Below are 16790 nucleotides of genomic sequence, written 5' to 3' on the forward strand. Positions count from 1 at the left end.
TATTTGTAAAAAATAATCAAAACATATCGTAATGTCTAAAGTTGTATTAATTACTGGTGGTTCATCGGGAATTGGAAAATCTATTGGAATTTTGCTAGCTGAAAAAGGCTATACTGTTTACGGAACCAGCAGAAACCCTGATAAATTCAAAGATTTTACAGCGTTTAAATTGATTGCATTGGATGTACGGGATACAGAAACGATTCAAAAAGCAGTAGCTACTATTATAGCAGCAGAAGGACGTTTGGATGTTTTGATTAATAATGCAGGTGTCGGAATCACGGGTCCGATTGAAGAAACTCCTGATGAAGAAATCCACAAAGCATTTCAAACCAATTTATACGGTCCAATTTCAGTGATGAAAGCGGTGTTGCCACAAATGCGTGCGCAAAAAAGCGGATTGATTATCAATGTGACTTCTATTGCAGGTTATATGGGATTGCCGTATCGCGGAATTTACTCCGCAAGTAAAGGCGCGTTGGAATTGGTTACCGAAGCCATGCGCATGGAAACTAAAATGTTTGGAGTTGAAATTGCAAATGTGGCTCCAGGTGATTTTGCGACCAATATTGCAGCAGGACGTTATCATACGCCTGTTTTTGAAAACTCTCCATACAAAGAAGTCTACGGAAATATGTTGGAAGAAGTAGATGCACATGTGGATAGCGGATCTGATCCGCAACTAATGGCGAATGCGGTGTTGAAAATTATTCAAACGAAGAAGCCAAAAATTCACTACAAAGTGGGCGCGTTTATGCAGAAATTTTCTATTGTGTTGAAACGCATCCTACCAGATAAAGTATATGAAAAAATGCTCATGAATCATTATAAGTTGTAAAACATTTAATTTTAAATCATTCAAGAAATGAAAACACATATCATGAAAAAATTCGCCATTACAATCGTATTTTTTATGTTTTGTAGTATTTCTGTAAATGCTCAAACCATTGAGCCTGCAAAAGGATATGATACACAAATAGGGAATATAGTGTCTATGTTAAACGATTTAAAACGTCGCGTGACGAATAGTGTTAGGAACTTAACGAGAGAAGAAACAGATTTTTTACTAGATGAAAACGCTAATAGAATTGGCGCTATGATTTATCATTTGGCTGCTACAGAAAAGTATTATCAACTCTATACTTTTGAAAATAGAGGTTTTAATAAAGATGAAAGAGAATGGGAAGCAGCATTAAACTTAGGAGAAAACGGTAGAAAACAATTTCAAAATAAACCCATACAATACTATCTTGATATTTGGAATGATGTTCGTAAAGAAACCTTGCGATTACTCAAAACGAAAACTGACAACTGGTTTGTGTCAAAAGTACGAAACTCTAATATGAACAATCATTGGGCTTGGTATCACGTGATGGAGCATCAAGCAAATCACATGGGACAAATTCGATTGATTATTAAAAGAATAGACAACTAATACATTCCTGATTTTTCTCGTGTCATAAAAAACAATTCTTTTTCAATATCTGCAGCCGTACTTTTTACACTTCTACGCATTACGAAATAAGGAATTGCAAACATAAGAATAGCATGTATGACCATAAACAGGAAGAATGGACTTAACAATTCCAAACCATTACTAATAGTAGTAATAAAAAATATATAGAAAGCAATTGTCAGTACATAAAAAGGTATAATCATTTTGCTAAAACCATTAATAGTGAGATCAACTACTACATGGTCTGCTTGTTGTCTAAACGTACCTTTTATACGTGCAAATAGCTGATTTCGTTGAAAAAGAACTTTCCGCCTTCTAATTTCAAAATCGTTATTAGAAATGTTTCCTTTAAACCTATTTTTGCTAGTCGTAAACGCTTCAAACATTCCTGAAAACATTCCAATTTCTCCTTCGTCAACGTTTTGTCTAAAGGCTTTTATAAATTCTGATTTATCTACGGGTAATTTAATTTGTTTGCGTTGAACAAGTTGTATTCTTTCTAAAAAATCTTCCATGTTTTGCTATTGTTTACTCGATATACGTGCTTATTTTTTGGAATAAGTTACAATCATAGTGAGAAATATTATGTACTGAAACTGTTTTTTTGACTATTAATTAAAGATATTCTCTATTTTTGAACGAAACAAGAAAAAACACAAACCAATATGCGAATCGGAATTTTACTTTTTTTAATTATTGGATTGCACACAAGCAATGCGCAAACTGATTTTGAAGAAAAAATCGTTGGTACGTGGAAGTTTGTTGCTGAAATTAGAAACAATGCAGATGGTGAAGAACAACGAATTCTTGGGAAATCAACTAAAAATGATCCGCTGATTAGCGATAATGTGCAGTTTACATTTAAAAGTGATAAAACGATGATTATTACCGTAGAGGAATTTACGTTGGAAGCTATTTATGAAATTAACGATATAGAACTAACCATTGGTGAAAGTCGTTATTTGCTGTTAGATGTACAAAAAGACAAACTGTTTTTTAAAGATAGAGACACACTATTGAATTCACGATATGAATATAAAAGAATTTTAAAAAATGAGTAACGAACAACCGAACAATCCGTTACACGGTGTAAAATTGGCTGAAATTTTAGAAAAATTAGTCGAGCATTATGGTTTTGAAGAATTATCAGAACGAATCAATATCAACTGTTTCAAAAGTAACCCAACCGTAAAATCGAGTTTAAAGTTTCTCAGAAGAATGCCTTGGGCACGTGAAAAAGTTGAAAACTTATATCTTAAATTGATTCAAAAACAAAAGAAAGCGTAAGTATTGAAAACACCTATACATAAAATTTTAATCGCAATTAGTTTATTAATTACTGCGACAAGTTGTGACGTTACATCAGCAGAAGATTATTATGATGACGCTACAGAATTAAGCGCAAATTTCAAATGGGAAGAAGCTATCTTATTATTGGACAAAGCCATTGAAAAAAAACCAACATTTAGACTCGCGCTAATTCAAAGAGGTTTTGGCAAAGCTCTTTGGTTGGAAGATTACGAAGGAGGAATTGAAGATTTTAAAAAAGTACTTACTATTGATCCCGATAATACGCTAGCACTTTATTACATTGGTCTTACTTACGACGATCAACAACAATATGTAAAAGGAATAGAATACTTGTCAAAAGCGTTGCTAACTGAAGGTGTACAAAAAACGATTTCCATAGAAGAAAATTTAAAATTAGATGGTGATTATGATAAGGAATCGTTATTTACCGTAGATGTAAGTAATATCTATTATGAACGCGGTTTGGCGTACGTCCGGACTGAAAAATATGATAAAGCAATTGTAGACTTGCGTAAAGTTGTAACAGCAGGCGCATACCTAAGAGACAGTTATTTTTTGTTGGGCGAAGCGTATTTAGGTAAAAAAGATACCATTAATGCGTGTCAAAACTTTTCTGAATCTGCAAAACTTGGCGATGAAGAAGCTAGCAAAATGTTGACAAAATATTGCAATAAAACAAATGAATAACAATGTAACCGAGCCAAAAAGTTGGTGGAAACAACACTGGAAATCGTCGCTTGGATTGGCAATTTTGATGTTAATTCTGTTGTCGTATGTATTCTCGTCGCGTATGGGAGACATTGTTTCCGATTACACCAAAGCGTATGCTGATCCGGCGTTGTATGAAATTCCATTACAAAAAGTTCGTGCCAACAAACGTGTGCAAGAAACGCTCGGAACCATTGAACCGATTGATAATATGACCATTCTAAATGGAGAAGTCATTTATACGGAAGGTAACAAAGCTGTAAAATCTACTATAAAAATTACAGGCAAACATGGAAAAGCCATGTTAGATATTTCTGCACTATTTGAAAACGAAGCTTGGACTTACAAAACGATTACAGTCAGAATCAAAAATCCACCAACGAAGAAGGAAACGATTCAAATTCTAGAAACAGCAGTAATTGATGAATAAAGCACAATCTAAATGTGTCACATTGAGCTATGTTGAAATGCCTTGCATTGAGCTTGTCGAAATGTTAATAACTCACGAACTATTCTCCAATACGAATTTAAAATCACATCTGATAATATTGTAATTTTGCACCTAATTGCGTTAAGGATTGATGCGGCATCCTTTTATCGTCAGTTCGAGTGAATTTGTTCATTTAGCGAAGCCAAAATGAACAAATTTGTATCGAGAACAAGATAAAAGATACAGCGGAAAGCCTGTTAAAACGCCCAAAAAAGAAAACACAACTTTTACATACTAAAATAGACAACAAATGAAATTTTTTATTGACACAGCTAACTTAGATCAAATTCGCGAAGCGCAAGCATTAGGAATTTTGGATGGTGTAACGACAAATCCATCGCTAATGGCGAAAGAAGGAATTACTGGAAAAGAGAATATTATCAATCATTACAAAGCAATTTGCGAGATTGTAGACGGCGATGTTTCTGCTGAGGTAATTGCAACTGACTTTGACGGAATGGTGAAAGAAGGCGAAGAGTTAGCAGCATTACATTCACAAATTGTTGTGAAGCTTCCAATGATTGCAGATGGCGTAAAAGCATGTAAATATTTTTCAGATAAAGGTGTGAAAACAAATGTAACGTTAGTCTTTTCGGCTGGTCAGGCATTATTGGCAGCAAAAGCTGGCGCAACGTATGTATCACCATTTATTGGACGTTTGGATGACATTTCTACAGATGGTTTGAACTTAGTTGCGGAAATCAGAATGATTTATGATAACTACGGATACGAAACGCAAATCCTTGCAGCTTCTGTACGTCACACGATGCACGTGATTGATTGTGCTAAAATTGGTGCAGATGTTATGACAGGTCCATTATCGTCTATTACAGGCTTATTAAAGCATCCATTAACGGATATCGGATTGGCTAAGTTTTTAGCAGATTACAAAAAAGGAAACTAATTTCTTTTTCCATAACACATAAAAAAGCGTCTTCGAAATTCGGAGACGCTTTTTGTATATATAATTCTTTTGGTGCTATTACTTTTTCAATTGATCTCTCAAATCCGTATTATAAATACTGGCAAACGCATTCTTAATATGTCCGTTTTTATCTGTAATAATTAGTTTGTTGATATTAATAAGCGCAAAATCTTTCAATAAGGTTTCTTTATTTCCAACACGATATTGCTTGCTTTCAGGAAAATCGAGCTCCTTTACCGCTGTTTTCCAACGTTTATGGTCAGTATCTAAGCTGATTCCAACAATATTCAAATCTGGAAATTCTTCTGATAACACTTTAATTTTCTCTGTAATCAATCGCTTGTGGCGCAATTGTTTGGAAGTCCAAAAATATAAAATAGTTTTTCTTCGGTTTGAATTGAGTCTGTTTATAGAAAGTCTATTATGCGTATCATCATACACATAAATTTGATTCGAAAAGCTATTTCCAGCTTGTAAACTTTTGACACCTATGTGTAAGTTGTATATTTCTTCTTTAGATTCTTTATCAGTTGTAGTTTTTTCATACAGCTTGAAGAATTCGTTATTATTAACAATATTCGCGGTATTATCACTGTAATAAGAATATGCAGTATACCGAAGCAATTCGTTGCGCAAATACGGATAGGTTACCAAACTATCAATCAGCATTAACTTGTTTTTATTATAAGTTAAGGAAGTATTCAGTTCACGATTTCCTTTCCACGATTTATTCAAACACTCACTATATGAGGAATTATTGATGAATTGCATAATGTAACGTGTGTACGGAACATAATAACTCATCGTAGAATCGTTTAAATTGACATGTTTTTTATATTCATAAAAAGAAGGTTTAATCGTCAACGTAGAATCTTTTCGCTTTCTTTTATTGAACATGTTCTGATAGGTTTCACAATACGTATAATTTTTATAGCGTATAACCTTGTCTGTAAAATTTTTAAACGCTTCAGAAACATTAGGATTATTAATCAAAAATTTATCCTGTTTCGTCAACTTTATCTGTTTTAATGAATCTATTTTTTGTAAAAAAGCATCACTATCCAATCGAGAATATTGGTAAACAGGTCGTTCATGACTTTCGTTCATTAAAAACAATTCAATATAAAAGTTGTTTTTTTCAGCACCTTTTCCTGTAAAAAACAAGGATTCATCAAATGCATAGGTATTCAGGCGGAGCAATAAACTATCGCCTTTTTCGATATTAATATATTGGTGTTCACGGTTGTGGTAGAATTTGTACAATCCGTTTTTGTGGTTCTTTAGCTTTACTAAAAAACGATTGTTTTCATCGAGTTTTAAAGAGTCTACAAGCGTTCCTTTATGATAAAGTAACACAAACTCGTCTGTTGGGTTTATAATTTCGCCGCCAAAATACGCAATGTCTTTTGCGCTTTTATTAGTGGAATCATTACAACCAAAACAAATTAATAGAAGTAATAATGGGGTAATATATTTCATAGTAATTTGATCAACTCTTTCATGATTTAACAAAACTAACCATCACAAATACAATAGGGTGTTAACAGGCTGTTAAAAATCTATGTTAAAACGTTAAGACAAACCAAGGTAATGTTCAATCTAATTGTTACTTTTGCGCAATATATAAAAAGTTTAAAAAATAATAAAGAATGTTATCTGTATCTAACTTATCCGTACAATTTGGAAAACGTGTATTATTTGACGAAGTAAATACGTCGTTTAACCAAGGAAATTGTTATGGTGTCATCGGAGCTAATGGCGCTGGTAAATCTACATTTCTAAAAATTATATCAGGAAAGATGGACCCAACTTCGGGACATGTACATCTTGAGCCTGGCAAGCGAATGTCTGTATTAGAGCAAGATCACTATGCGTATGACGAATATACAGTGCTTGAAACTGTAATCATGGGAAACAAACCGTTGTTTACCATCAAAAAGGAAATGGATGATATCTATGCGAAAGAAGACTTTTCAGATAAAGATGGAGAACGCGTAGGAGAATTGCAAATAGAATTTGAAGAAATGAACGGTTGGAATGCCGATTCGGATGCAGCAGCATTACTTTCAAACCTTGGAATCACTGAAGCAAATCATTACTCATTAATGGGCGATTTGGATGGAAAACAAAAAGTACGTGTATTATTAGCACAAGCACTTTTTGGAAATCCTGATGTATTAATCATGGATGAGCCAACAAACGACTTGGATTTTGAAACAATCGCTTGGCTAGAAAACTTCTTAGCAAACTATGACAACTGCGTAATTGTGGTTTCGCATGATAGACACTTCTTGGATTCGGTTTGCACACACATTTCAGATATTGATTTCTCTAAAATAAACCACTACAGTGGAAACTACACATTCTGGTATGAAAGTAGTCAACTTGCAGCTAGACAACGTGCACAACAAAATAAAAAATCGGAAGACAAAGCGAAGGAATTAGAAGAATTCATTCGACGATTTAGCGCCAACGTAGCAAAATCAAAGCAAGCAACGTCTCGTAAAAAAATGTTGGAACGTTTAAAAATAGAAGACATCAAGCCGTCAAGTCGTCGTTATCCTGCAATTATTTTTGACAGAGAACGCGAAGCTGGAGATCAAATTCTACAAGTAGAAGGATTAGAAGCAAGGGCTGAAGGCGAAACCTTATTTAAAAATGTAGACATCAACTTAGCGAAAGGCGATAAAGTAGCAATCATTTCAAAAAATTCACGTGCTACGACAGCTTTCTATGAAATTATCAATGGAAATGCTGAAGCTAAAGCCGGAACTTATAAATGGGGAGTTACCACTTCACAAGCATACTTACCAGTTGATAACTCTCAATTCTTTGACAATGACATGTCATTAGTAGATTGGTTACGTCAATGGTCTAAAACAGAAGAAGAACGCGAAGAAGTATTTGTTCGTGGATTCTTAGGGAAAATGATTTTCAGCGGAGAAGAAGCTTTAAAAACGTGTAGAGTACTTTCTGGAGGAGAAAAAGTACGTTGTATGTTATCGCGTATGATGATGATTAGAGCAAACGTATTGATGTTAGATGAACCGACGAACCATTTAGACTTGGAAAGTATTACGGCGTTTAACAACTCGTTAAAAAACTTCAAAGGAACGGTATTGTTCACAACGCATGATCATGAGTTTGCACAAACAGTTGCGAACAGAATCATTGAGTTAACACCAACGGGAGTTATTGATAGATACTCAACGTTTGATGATTATATGAATGATAAAAAAATCAAAGAACAACGTGAAAAAATGTACGGAGTAAGCGTATAATCTCGAAAATAGATAAAACATAAAAGTCTCTTGAATTAATTTTTAAGGGACTTTTTTCTATTATGGAAGTCTGCAAAAACCATTATAAAACGCATACGGAAGATTGCAAGGTCTGCGATGACTTCGAAATCGTCGTGCGCCACCTACAATGGTTTGTTGTTGTTGTTTATTGATCGGAATACACCCTTCTAAATTTGAAATTTTGTGTAACATGATTTTTAAAGTTTTTTGGTTAAACCTAAATTTAAAAAATCTAATTATCAGTTAGTTACGGTTTTTCCATATCATTTTTGATTGTTGGACCTACTTGGACAGTTTAGATGATTAGACTTGCTTAGATCGTTTAGATCGTTGGACTTACTTAGACAATTTAGATTTGTTAGAATAGACTCAACTCAGTCTAAAAATGATAGAAGTATTTTTTTGTCAGTTTGAACGCAGTCGAAAACAAGAAAAAATGAAAATAAAAAAGTTTCAAAACCAAAAAAACGCTTTCTACAAGCGTAAAAAGCGTTTTCTTATATTTTCAAACTGCTACATTGTTACATTAAAACATTGCTACATTAAAAAATTATCTCAATTCAGCACCGAGTTGTTTTTCAAAACTCTGCTGTAATTTATTCATAATTTTATCAATCTGTTTGTCAGTCAAAGTTTTGTGCTCATCTTGAAGTGTAAAACTCACGGCATAACTTTTTTTGCCTTTCGGCAGATTGTCTCCTTGGTACACATCAAACAAGTTCACTTCTTTCAACAAACTGCGTTCGCTTTGCTTGGCAATAGTATCAATTTCAGCAAACGTAGTAGCCTCATCAATCAACAATGCAAAATCTCTACGAACTTTCGGGAATTTTGGAATTTCTTTAAACTTGATTTTTCTGTTTTTAGCAACTTCAATCACGTTATCCCAATTGAAATCGGCATACATTACTTCCTGTTTAATATCGAATGCTTTCAAAACATTTCGTTTCACAATTCCGAACTCTACCAGTTTTGTTTTTCCTAAACTTAATAGCAATCCTTCCGAAAACAAATCATTCTTAATCGGCGATACTTTCAATGAATTCAGTCCTAAACGAGCCAAAACAGCCGTTACAATTCCTTTTGCGTAGAAAAAATCGCTAGATCTAGCTTTGCCTTCTCGCCAAGTTTCAGCAGTCGTATTTCCGGTGATTAACAATGACAAATGTTTATGTTCTTCACGTGTATCATCATAACCGTGATACGTTTTTCCAAATTCAAAAAACTTTAAATCACTTTGTCTTCTGTTGATATTATATGAAATAGCTTCCAATCCTGAAAATAATAACGATTGACGCATGACAGATAAATCGTTACTCAACGGATTCAACATCGTAATATTATGTTCAGCTTTCAATTGCTCAGAAAGTTCTACATAAGTAGCGGTTGTCAATGAATTTGACATGATTTCATAAAAACCTTGTGAAACCAATTGCGTACCCACAACATCTTGCAATTTATAATCTTCGTAGCGTGATGTATTTGAAATCGACGTATGCCATTTCTCATCAAACTTGATATTGTTATAACCGTATACACGTAAAATTTCTTCAATAACATCAGCTTCACGTTGTACATCAACTCTGAATGCAGGAATTGTTAATCCTAATCCACCATCAGTAACCGAATTAATTTTAATCTCTAAAGAAGATAAAATATTCTTAATGGTTTCTCTTGGCAATTCTTCTCCAATCAGTTTTGTAATGTTTTCGAAAGAAACACGTACTTGAAAATCTTCAATTTTTGTTGGATAACTGTCGGTCACATCACTTGTAATTTCTCCACCAGCCAATTCTTGAATCAACAAGGCAGCTCTTTTTAGTGCATATTCCGTAGTATTTGGATCAATTCCACGCTCAAAACGGAAAGAAGCATCTGTATTCAACGCGTGACGTTTGGCAGTTTTACGTACCGAAACTGGATTGAAATAAGCACTTTCTAAGAAAATATTCGTTGTTTGTTCGGTCACGCCAGATTTTAAACCTCCAAAAACACCTGCAATACACAAAGGTTTTTCAGCATCGCAAATCATCAAATCATCTTCATGTAATTCGCGTTCGATTTCGTCTAACGTTGTAAACTTTGTACCTGTTTTTAAGGTTTTAACAATGATTTTATTTCCAGAAATATAATTCGCGTCAAATGCGTGTAACGGTTGTCCTAATTCGTGCAACACATAATTTGTTACATCGACTACATTATTTTTTGGAGTCAAACCAATCGCTTTCAAACGATGTTGTAGCCATTCAGGTGAAGGTTTTACTTGTATTCCAGAAATGGTAACACCACAATAACGCGGCGCTAAAGTTTTATCTTCAACTTCTACATCAACTTTTAGCGTACGATTATCGACTCTAAAACTACTTGTAGAAGGTGTAATTAATTCTATTTTAATATCTTGTTGTGACAATCCAGCTTTTAAATCTCTGGCAACTCCGTAATGACTCATGGCGTCTGCTCTGTTTGGCGTTAAACCAATTTCGAACACTGCATCATTTTCAATATCAAAAACTTCGCTTGCAACTGTTCCAGGAACAAGTGCTTCGTCTAAAACTAGAATTCCGTCATGACTTTCGCCTAAACCAAGTTCATCTTCGGCACAAATCATTCCGAGTGATTCTTCTCCACGGATTTTCCCTTTCTTGATTTTAAATCCTTTTCCTTCTGCATCGTATAGCGTAGTTCCAACAGTTGCCACAGGCACTTTTTGTCCGGCAGCCACATTTGTTGCACCACATACAATTTGTACAGGTTCACCCGAACCTAAATCTACAGTAGTAACTTTTAAGCGATCTGCATTTGGATGTTGTACACATGTTAATACATGTCCTACAACAATGCCTTCCAAGCCACCTTGAACAGATTCGTATTTTTCTATACCTTCAACCTCTAAACCTAAATCGGTTAGTAGTTCTCCAGTTTTTTTAGCATCCCAGTCGAGTTGAATAAATTGCTTTACCCAATTATATGATATTTTCATTCTTATTAGTATTCAATAATCGACAAAGATAAGATAATGCGGTAAGTTGACAAACAACAAAGCATCAAAGATGTATTAAATATTCTTGTGTTAAGAATCAAGAATCTAGACCGCTTCGCTGATAGATTTTAGACAAAAACTTGGTAGAGGAATATTTGAAACGATATTGTGAATAATTTAAGATTTCTCTTTTCTTAAAATTTTCTCCATTTTTCTTCCTCTTGCGAGTTCTTCAATCAATTTATCCAAATAGCGTGCTTTTCGTGTGAGTTCATTATGAATTTCTTCAATTCTGTAGCCACAAATGACACCTTTGATCAAATGTGCGTTTGGATGTAAAGTTGCTTCATTAAAAAAGGTTTCAAAAGTAACTTTACGATCGATTAGTTCTTGTATTTTTTCATCGTCAAATCCGGTGAGCCAATTAATTACTTCATGTAATTCCGCTATGGTTCTTCCTTTCTTTTCAACTTTGGTTACGTAATGCGGATACACTGAAAAAAACTTCATTTCTGCAACGCGTTTATTATGTGCTTCGGTAACTTTCATTTGGAATGATTTGCTTATTAAAACTAACCAAATTCTATCTCAAAACAAAATCATCACACATTTTATTGTAATTTGTGAACGATTGTGCGAACTAACGTTTAATAAGGACATCACAAAATAAATTACATGCAAAAAATATATATACTATTCTTGGGAATACTGCTCATTTCCTGCGGAGGGAAAGAAAAAAATACTGAATCAAGTTCAACACAAGGAAAAGAAAGTTATAGTTTAAAAGATGGTTCTTGGCGTGTTGCACTAACTCTGCAAGACAACAAAGAATTGCCATTTATCTTTTCCACAACGGCGAACGGTATTGAAATTCACAATGCGGAAGAACGTATTTCCGTAGATGATATTACCATTAAAGACGATTCCATCACGATTAAGATGGACGTGTATGAAGGTGTTTTGAAAGGAAAATTTACAGATGCAACTACATTTTCAGGACAATTCATTAAAGTTTCTTTAGATAGATATGTTCCGTTTACCGCGACTTTTGGCGAAACAAAACGGTTTTCAAACATAAAAGGCGATGCAAAAGCGACAATTACAGGAAATTGGGAAACTGTCTTTAGTCCAGATGCAGAAGCTGATCGATACATTGCGAAAGGAATCTTCAAGCAAAACGGAAATACAGTTACAGGAACATTCCGAACAACTACGGGCGATTACCGTTTTTTAGAAGGAACATTGAACGGCGATCAATTACAATTATCTGCGTTTGATGGCGCACACGCGTTTCTATTTACGGCAACAGTTACGGATAGTACCATGACAGGAGAATTTCAATCGGGAAATCACTGGAAAGAACCATTCACGGCAAAACGTAATGAAACCTTCGAATTGCCAGATGCAAAAAGTTTAACGTATATCAAAGAAGGCTATGATGCTTTTAATTTTTCCTTTCCAGATGCAAACAATATGATGATTTCGCTTACGGATAAAGAATTAGAAGGAAAAGTACGAATCGTTCAAATTATGGGAACTTGGTGTCCAAACTGTTTGGACGAATCCAAATACTATTCAAGCTATGCAAAAAGCAATCCGGATGTAAAATTTATTGGCCTTGCATTTGAATACACAAAAACAAAAGAAAAAGCATTCGCAAACATCGAACGCTTACAAAAACGACTCAATATTCCGTATCCAATCGTATTGGCACAATTTGGAACTTCTGACAAGAAAAAAGCACAAGAAAAATTGCCTATGTTGAATCATGTATTATCCTATCCGACGACAATTTTTATAGATAAAAAAGGAAAAGTCCGACGCATTCATACAGGATTTAATGGACCTGCAACGGGCGACAAATATATTGCGTTCAAAAAAGATTTTGAAAACTTCGTTTTGGAGCTTCAAAATGAATAAAAAGTAAGGTTTACATGTTTGATTTGTAAGGGATAAACGTATAAATGATTTTAAAATAAAAAACAAACAATTTATTAATATAAAATATGAGTATTCTTTTTTTTCTACCTATTTTTAAGGTGTAGAAAAATGAAACTATGCAAAGAAATACTTTTAAAGTAGACAATGATATTCAGCGTAAAAGCTGCTAAATAATATAAAGCGTCTTGATTCCGAAAGGAATGAAGGCGCTTTTTTAGTACAGCTCTAAAAAGTTGACTTCGTTTTACTGTATAAAGTGCTTTGTGTGTAGTTTTAAACTAATTAACCTTAACCTAAATAATTCACATGAAAAAACTTTTACTCTGGCTATTTTTAGCCGTAAGTATTACTGCGTATGCGCAAATTCCTTCGTATTACAATGATGTAAACTTATCACAATCGGGAACAGATTTAAAAGATGAATTGGCAACCAAAATCATTTCAACGCACACCACTTTCTTATCATACACACCTGGTGTATGGAATGCTTTAGAACAATCAGATTTAGATCCTACTGACAACTCAAAAGTATTATTGATTTATGGATCGGATGACACTGATGGTGTTTTTAAAACTGATAGATCACGCGATAAATTCCAACATGGAGGAAGTGTAGGCGACTGGAATAGAGAACACGTATACCCAAAATCATTAGCAAATCCAGATCTTGGAACTTCTGGTCCTGGATCCGATGCACATAGTTTACGACCATGTGATTCTCAAATGAATTCAAGTCGAAATAATAGAAAATTTGGCGCAGGAAGTGGAAATTCAGTTATAAATCCTCAAGGAGATTTTTACCCAGGTGATGAATGGAAAGGAGATGTAGCACGTATGATGATGTATATGTACTTACGTTATGGAAGTCGTTGTTTGCCAAGTAACGTTGGTGTTGGAAATCCAATGGCTTCAGATGTAAATATGATTGATTTATTTTTGCAATGGAATGTTGAAGATCCTGTGAATGCTTTTGAAGAACAGCGAAATGTTGTATTAGTAGGAATTCAAGGAAACAGAAATCCATTTGTAGACAATCCAGCATTCGCAACTCAAATTTGGGGCGGGCCACAGGCTGAAGATAAATTTAATTTAGGTAATGATATGGAAGCTCCAACAATTCCACAAAGTCTGGTAGCATCAAACACAACAACTTCTGCCACGACTTTAAATTGGGCAGCTTCTTCAGATAATACTGCTGTAACATCTTATGAAGTATTTCAAAATGGCGTATTAATTGGGAACACTCCAAATACAACATACAATGCATCAGGACTTACAGGAAACACAAGTTATACATTTACAGTAGCTGCTAAAGATGCAGCAGGAAATACGTCGAGTGCTAGTTTGGGAGTAACCATCACAACAACAATTGGCGGAGCAACAACTGAATTATTCTTCTCTGAATATGTAGAAGGATCGTCTTATAACAAAGCTTTGGAGGTTGCTAATTTTACAGGAAACTCTATCAGCTTAGCTAATTATACAATTAAAAAGCAAACCAATGGAGCCGGAAGTTGGTCTACAGGGTATGCTTTGACTGGAACTTTAGGAAATGGAAGCGTATATGTATTAGCACATAGTTCGGCAGATACAGGAGTTACTTCGCAAGCAACGGCGACAACTACAAATTCAGCTATTTCGTTTAATGGAAATGACGCCGTAGGATTATTTAAAAATGATGTATTGGTTGATGTGATTGGAACTTTTGGTTCTAGTGCAAATTTTGCCCAAGATGTAACCTTACGTAGAAAAGCGGATATTACCAATCCAAATACAACGTATACAACTTCAGAGTGGGATATATATGCAACGAATACATTCTCTGATTTAGGAACTCATACACTAAATGGCGGAACTACACCAGATACGGAAGCATCATCAATTCCAACAAATATTGTAGCTTCAAATACTACAGAAACTGGAACAACATTAAACTGGAATGCAGCTTCAGACAATATTGGCGTAACTGCTTATGAAGTATATAGAAACGGAACATTACAAGGAAGTACAGCAAATACAACATACAATGTTACGGGACTTTCAGTAGCTACAACTTATACATTTACAGTAAGAGCAAAAGATGCTGCTGGAAATACATCTGCTTCAAGTACTGGAACAAATGTAACTACAGTTGATTTAACGGCACCATCAATTCCAGCGAATGTAGTAGCATCAAATGAAACACAAACGACTATTGATTTAAACTGGACAGCCGCTACAGATAATGTCGCAGTTGCAAGTTATGAAGTATATAATTCAACAACATTGATTACAACAATTGCTTCAACTTCATATCAAGTTACAGGACTTTCTCCTGAAACTTTATATACATTTTCAGTGAAAGCTAAAGATGCCGCAGGAAATGTGTCAGCAAATAGTACAGCAGTAAACGCAACTACATTGGCGCCTGTTGTTGGAAATCCTGATGTATTATTCTTCTCTGAATACGTTGAAGGAACCTCATTTAATAAATCATTAGAAATAGCAAATACTTCAGGAAACACAGTTGATTTAGCTGCATATACAATTAAAAAGCAAACAAATGGAGCAGGAAGTTGGTCTTCAGGATATGCTTTAACAGGAAACTTAACGGATGGAAGTGTATATGTAATTGGTCATAGTTCTGCCGATAATGGAATTACTTCCAAAGCAGATGTATTAACTACAAATTCAATCATCTCTTTTAACGGAAATGATGCTGTGGGATTATTTAAAAATGATGTGTTAATTGACATTATAGGTACATTTAATTCTACCACTACTTTTGGAAGTGATGTAACCTTACGTAGAAATGTTACCAATCCAAATACTACCTATACAATTACCGAATGGGATACATACGATGTAAACAACTTCTCGGATTTAGGAACATTAAATGGAGCCGTTGTAGCAGGAACTACAGTTTTACATGAAGGTTTCTTCGAATCTGGCTTAGACGGTTGGGTTGATGGCGGCGGCGATTGCTACCGATATTCAGGAAGCAGATCGTACGAAGGAAATTATTCCATGCGTATTCGTGACAACTCTGGAACAGCATCTTCTATGACATTAAATAATGTAGATGTTTCTCCGTATGATACAGTAGAAGTAGAGTTCCATTTCTATTCATACAGTATGGAAAGCGGAGAAGATTTCTGGTTGCGTTACAATGATGGTTCTGGATGGAATACTGTAAAAGCATATGCGAGAGGTACCGATTTTGAGAATAATGGTTTCTATACATCTATTGTAACCTTAGACAAAACTTCATATAACTTTGTAAGTGACGCAAGCTTTAGATTCCAAGCAGATGCTTCTGCAAATGGCGATCATATTTACATAGATCAAGTAAGTATCAAAGGAATTACAAGTGGTGGATCAGCTAGACAAGCAATTGTTTCTACGAAAGATACTGCTAAAACAGAATTCTTATATGGATTGAATGAAAACGAAATTTTAGCAGAAGACTTTACGATTTACCCAAATCCTGTTAAAAATCAATTAGAAGTGAGAATCTACGCGGATGTAACTGCTGAATATCAAATTCATTCGTTACTAGGTCAAGTTGTAAAAGTTGGAACCTTAGCAAACAAAACAATTGATGTTGGAAACCTAAAAGCAGGAATCTACATTTTACAAATCAACGACGGTGATGAAATCTTGACGAAGAAATTCATCAAACAATAATTCATCAACAT

Annotated in this window: 15 protein-coding genes; 10 read left to right on the forward strand and 5 right to left on the reverse strand. The window is 34.5% G+C overall.

Features of this window, described 5'->3' with window-relative positions; all coding sequences use genetic code 11:
- Positions 1-31 precede the first annotated feature (31 nt).
- Positions 32-838 carry an SDR family oxidoreductase gene (locus tag H2O64_RS16310; protein WP_187563281.1) on the forward strand — a complete coding sequence of 269 codons (807 nt, stop codon included), beginning with the start codon at positions 32-34 and terminating at the stop codon, positions 836-838.
- A 27-nt stretch (positions 839-865) separates the two neighbouring features.
- Positions 866-1435, forward strand: coding sequence for a DinB family protein (locus tag H2O64_RS16315; RefSeq protein WP_215907183.1), 570 nt, complete (start codon positions 866-868; stop codon positions 1433-1435).
- On the opposite strand, the gene H2O64_RS16320 is transcribed toward H2O64_RS16315, so the two are convergent.
- Positions 1432-1971: a hypothetical protein gene (locus tag H2O64_RS16320; RefSeq protein ID WP_187563282.1), complete on the reverse strand. Its 540-nt coding sequence runs from the start codon at positions 1969-1971 to the stop codon at positions 1432-1434. The genes H2O64_RS16315 and H2O64_RS16320 overlap by 4 nt on opposite strands.
- Positions 1972-2121: 150 nt before the next feature.
- Between H2O64_RS16320 and H2O64_RS16325 the strand changes: the two genes are divergently transcribed.
- The 5 genes from H2O64_RS16325 to fsa all read left to right on the forward strand — a co-directional run bounded on the left by H2O64_RS16325 (position 2122) and on the right by fsa (position 4869).
- A complete protein-coding gene (locus tag H2O64_RS16325; RefSeq protein WP_187563283.1) occupies positions 2122-2517 on the forward strand; it encodes a hypothetical protein in 396 nt (131 codons plus the stop codon).
- Positions 2510-2743: a VF530 family protein gene (locus H2O64_RS16330; protein ID WP_187563284.1), complete on the forward strand. Its 234-nt coding sequence runs from the start codon at positions 2510-2512 to the stop codon at positions 2741-2743. Before H2O64_RS16325 ends, H2O64_RS16330 begins: the two co-directional genes overlap by 8 nt.
- Before the next feature lie 3 nt (positions 2744-2746).
- Positions 2747-3454 (forward strand): tetratricopeptide repeat protein, encoded by a 708-nt coding sequence (locus tag H2O64_RS16335; protein ID WP_187563285.1) that lies wholly within the window; start codon positions 2747-2749, stop codon positions 3452-3454.
- Positions 3447-3905, forward strand: a complete 459-nt coding sequence (locus H2O64_RS16340; RefSeq protein WP_187563286.1) for a cytochrome c oxidase assembly factor Coa1 family protein — start codon at positions 3447-3449, stop codon at positions 3903-3905. Before H2O64_RS16335 ends, H2O64_RS16340 begins: the two co-directional genes overlap by 8 nt.
- Before the next feature lie 310 nt (positions 3906-4215).
- Entirely contained in the window at positions 4216-4869 is a 654-nt protein-coding gene (fsa, locus tag H2O64_RS16345) for a fructose-6-phosphate aldolase (protein WP_187563287.1), read from the forward strand.
- A gap of 78 nt (positions 4870-4947) precedes the next feature.
- On the opposite strand, the gene H2O64_RS16350 is transcribed toward fsa, so the two are convergent.
- Positions 4948-6369 carry a thioredoxin-like domain-containing protein gene (locus H2O64_RS16350; protein ID WP_187563288.1) on the reverse strand — a complete coding sequence of 474 codons (1422 nt, stop codon included), beginning with the start codon at positions 6367-6369 and terminating at the stop codon, positions 4948-4950.
- Between the two features lie 170 nt (positions 6370-6539).
- Between H2O64_RS16350 and H2O64_RS16355 the strand changes: the two genes are divergently transcribed.
- On the forward strand, positions 6540-8171 hold the full coding sequence (locus H2O64_RS16355) for an ABC-F family ATP-binding cassette domain-containing protein (protein ID WP_187563289.1): 1632 nt from the start codon (positions 6540-6542) through the stop codon (positions 8169-8171).
- Positions 8172-8231: 60 nt separating this feature from the next.
- Here H2O64_RS16355 and H2O64_RS16360 read toward each other — a convergent pair whose 3' ends face one another.
- The 3 genes from H2O64_RS16360 to H2O64_RS16370 form a co-directional block, all read right to left on the reverse strand.
- A complete protein-coding gene (locus H2O64_RS16360) occupies positions 8232-8384 on the reverse strand; it encodes a hypothetical protein (RefSeq protein ID WP_187563290.1) in 153 nt (50 codons plus the stop codon).
- Between the two features lie 358 nt (positions 8385-8742).
- Positions 8743-11172 carry a phenylalanine--tRNA ligase subunit beta gene (pheT, locus tag H2O64_RS16365; protein ID WP_187563291.1) on the reverse strand — a complete coding sequence of 810 codons (2430 nt, stop codon included), beginning with the start codon at positions 11170-11172 and terminating at the stop codon, positions 8743-8745.
- Between the two features lie 177 nt (positions 11173-11349).
- Positions 11350-11721 carry a DUF2200 domain-containing protein gene (locus tag H2O64_RS16370; protein ID WP_187563292.1) on the reverse strand — a complete coding sequence of 124 codons (372 nt, stop codon included), beginning with the start codon at positions 11719-11721 and terminating at the stop codon, positions 11350-11352.
- A 126-nt stretch (positions 11722-11847) separates the two neighbouring features.
- On the opposite strand from H2O64_RS16370, the gene H2O64_RS16375 reads away from it, so the two are divergent.
- Positions 11848-13092, forward strand: a complete 1245-nt coding sequence (locus H2O64_RS16375; protein WP_187563293.1) for a TlpA family protein disulfide reductase — start codon at positions 11848-11850, stop codon at positions 13090-13092.
- A gap of 327 nt (positions 13093-13419) precedes the next feature.
- Positions 13420-16779: an endonuclease gene (locus H2O64_RS23970; RefSeq protein ID WP_215907184.1), complete on the forward strand. Its 3360-nt coding sequence runs from the start codon at positions 13420-13422 to the stop codon at positions 16777-16779.
- Positions 16780-16790: the final 11 nt, after the last annotated feature.

The sequence above is a fragment of the Kordia aestuariivivens genome (assembly GCF_014397005.1).
In the GTDB taxonomy this organism is placed as follows: Bacteria; Bacteroidota; Bacteroidia; order Flavobacteriales; family Flavobacteriaceae; genus Kordia; species Kordia aestuariivivens.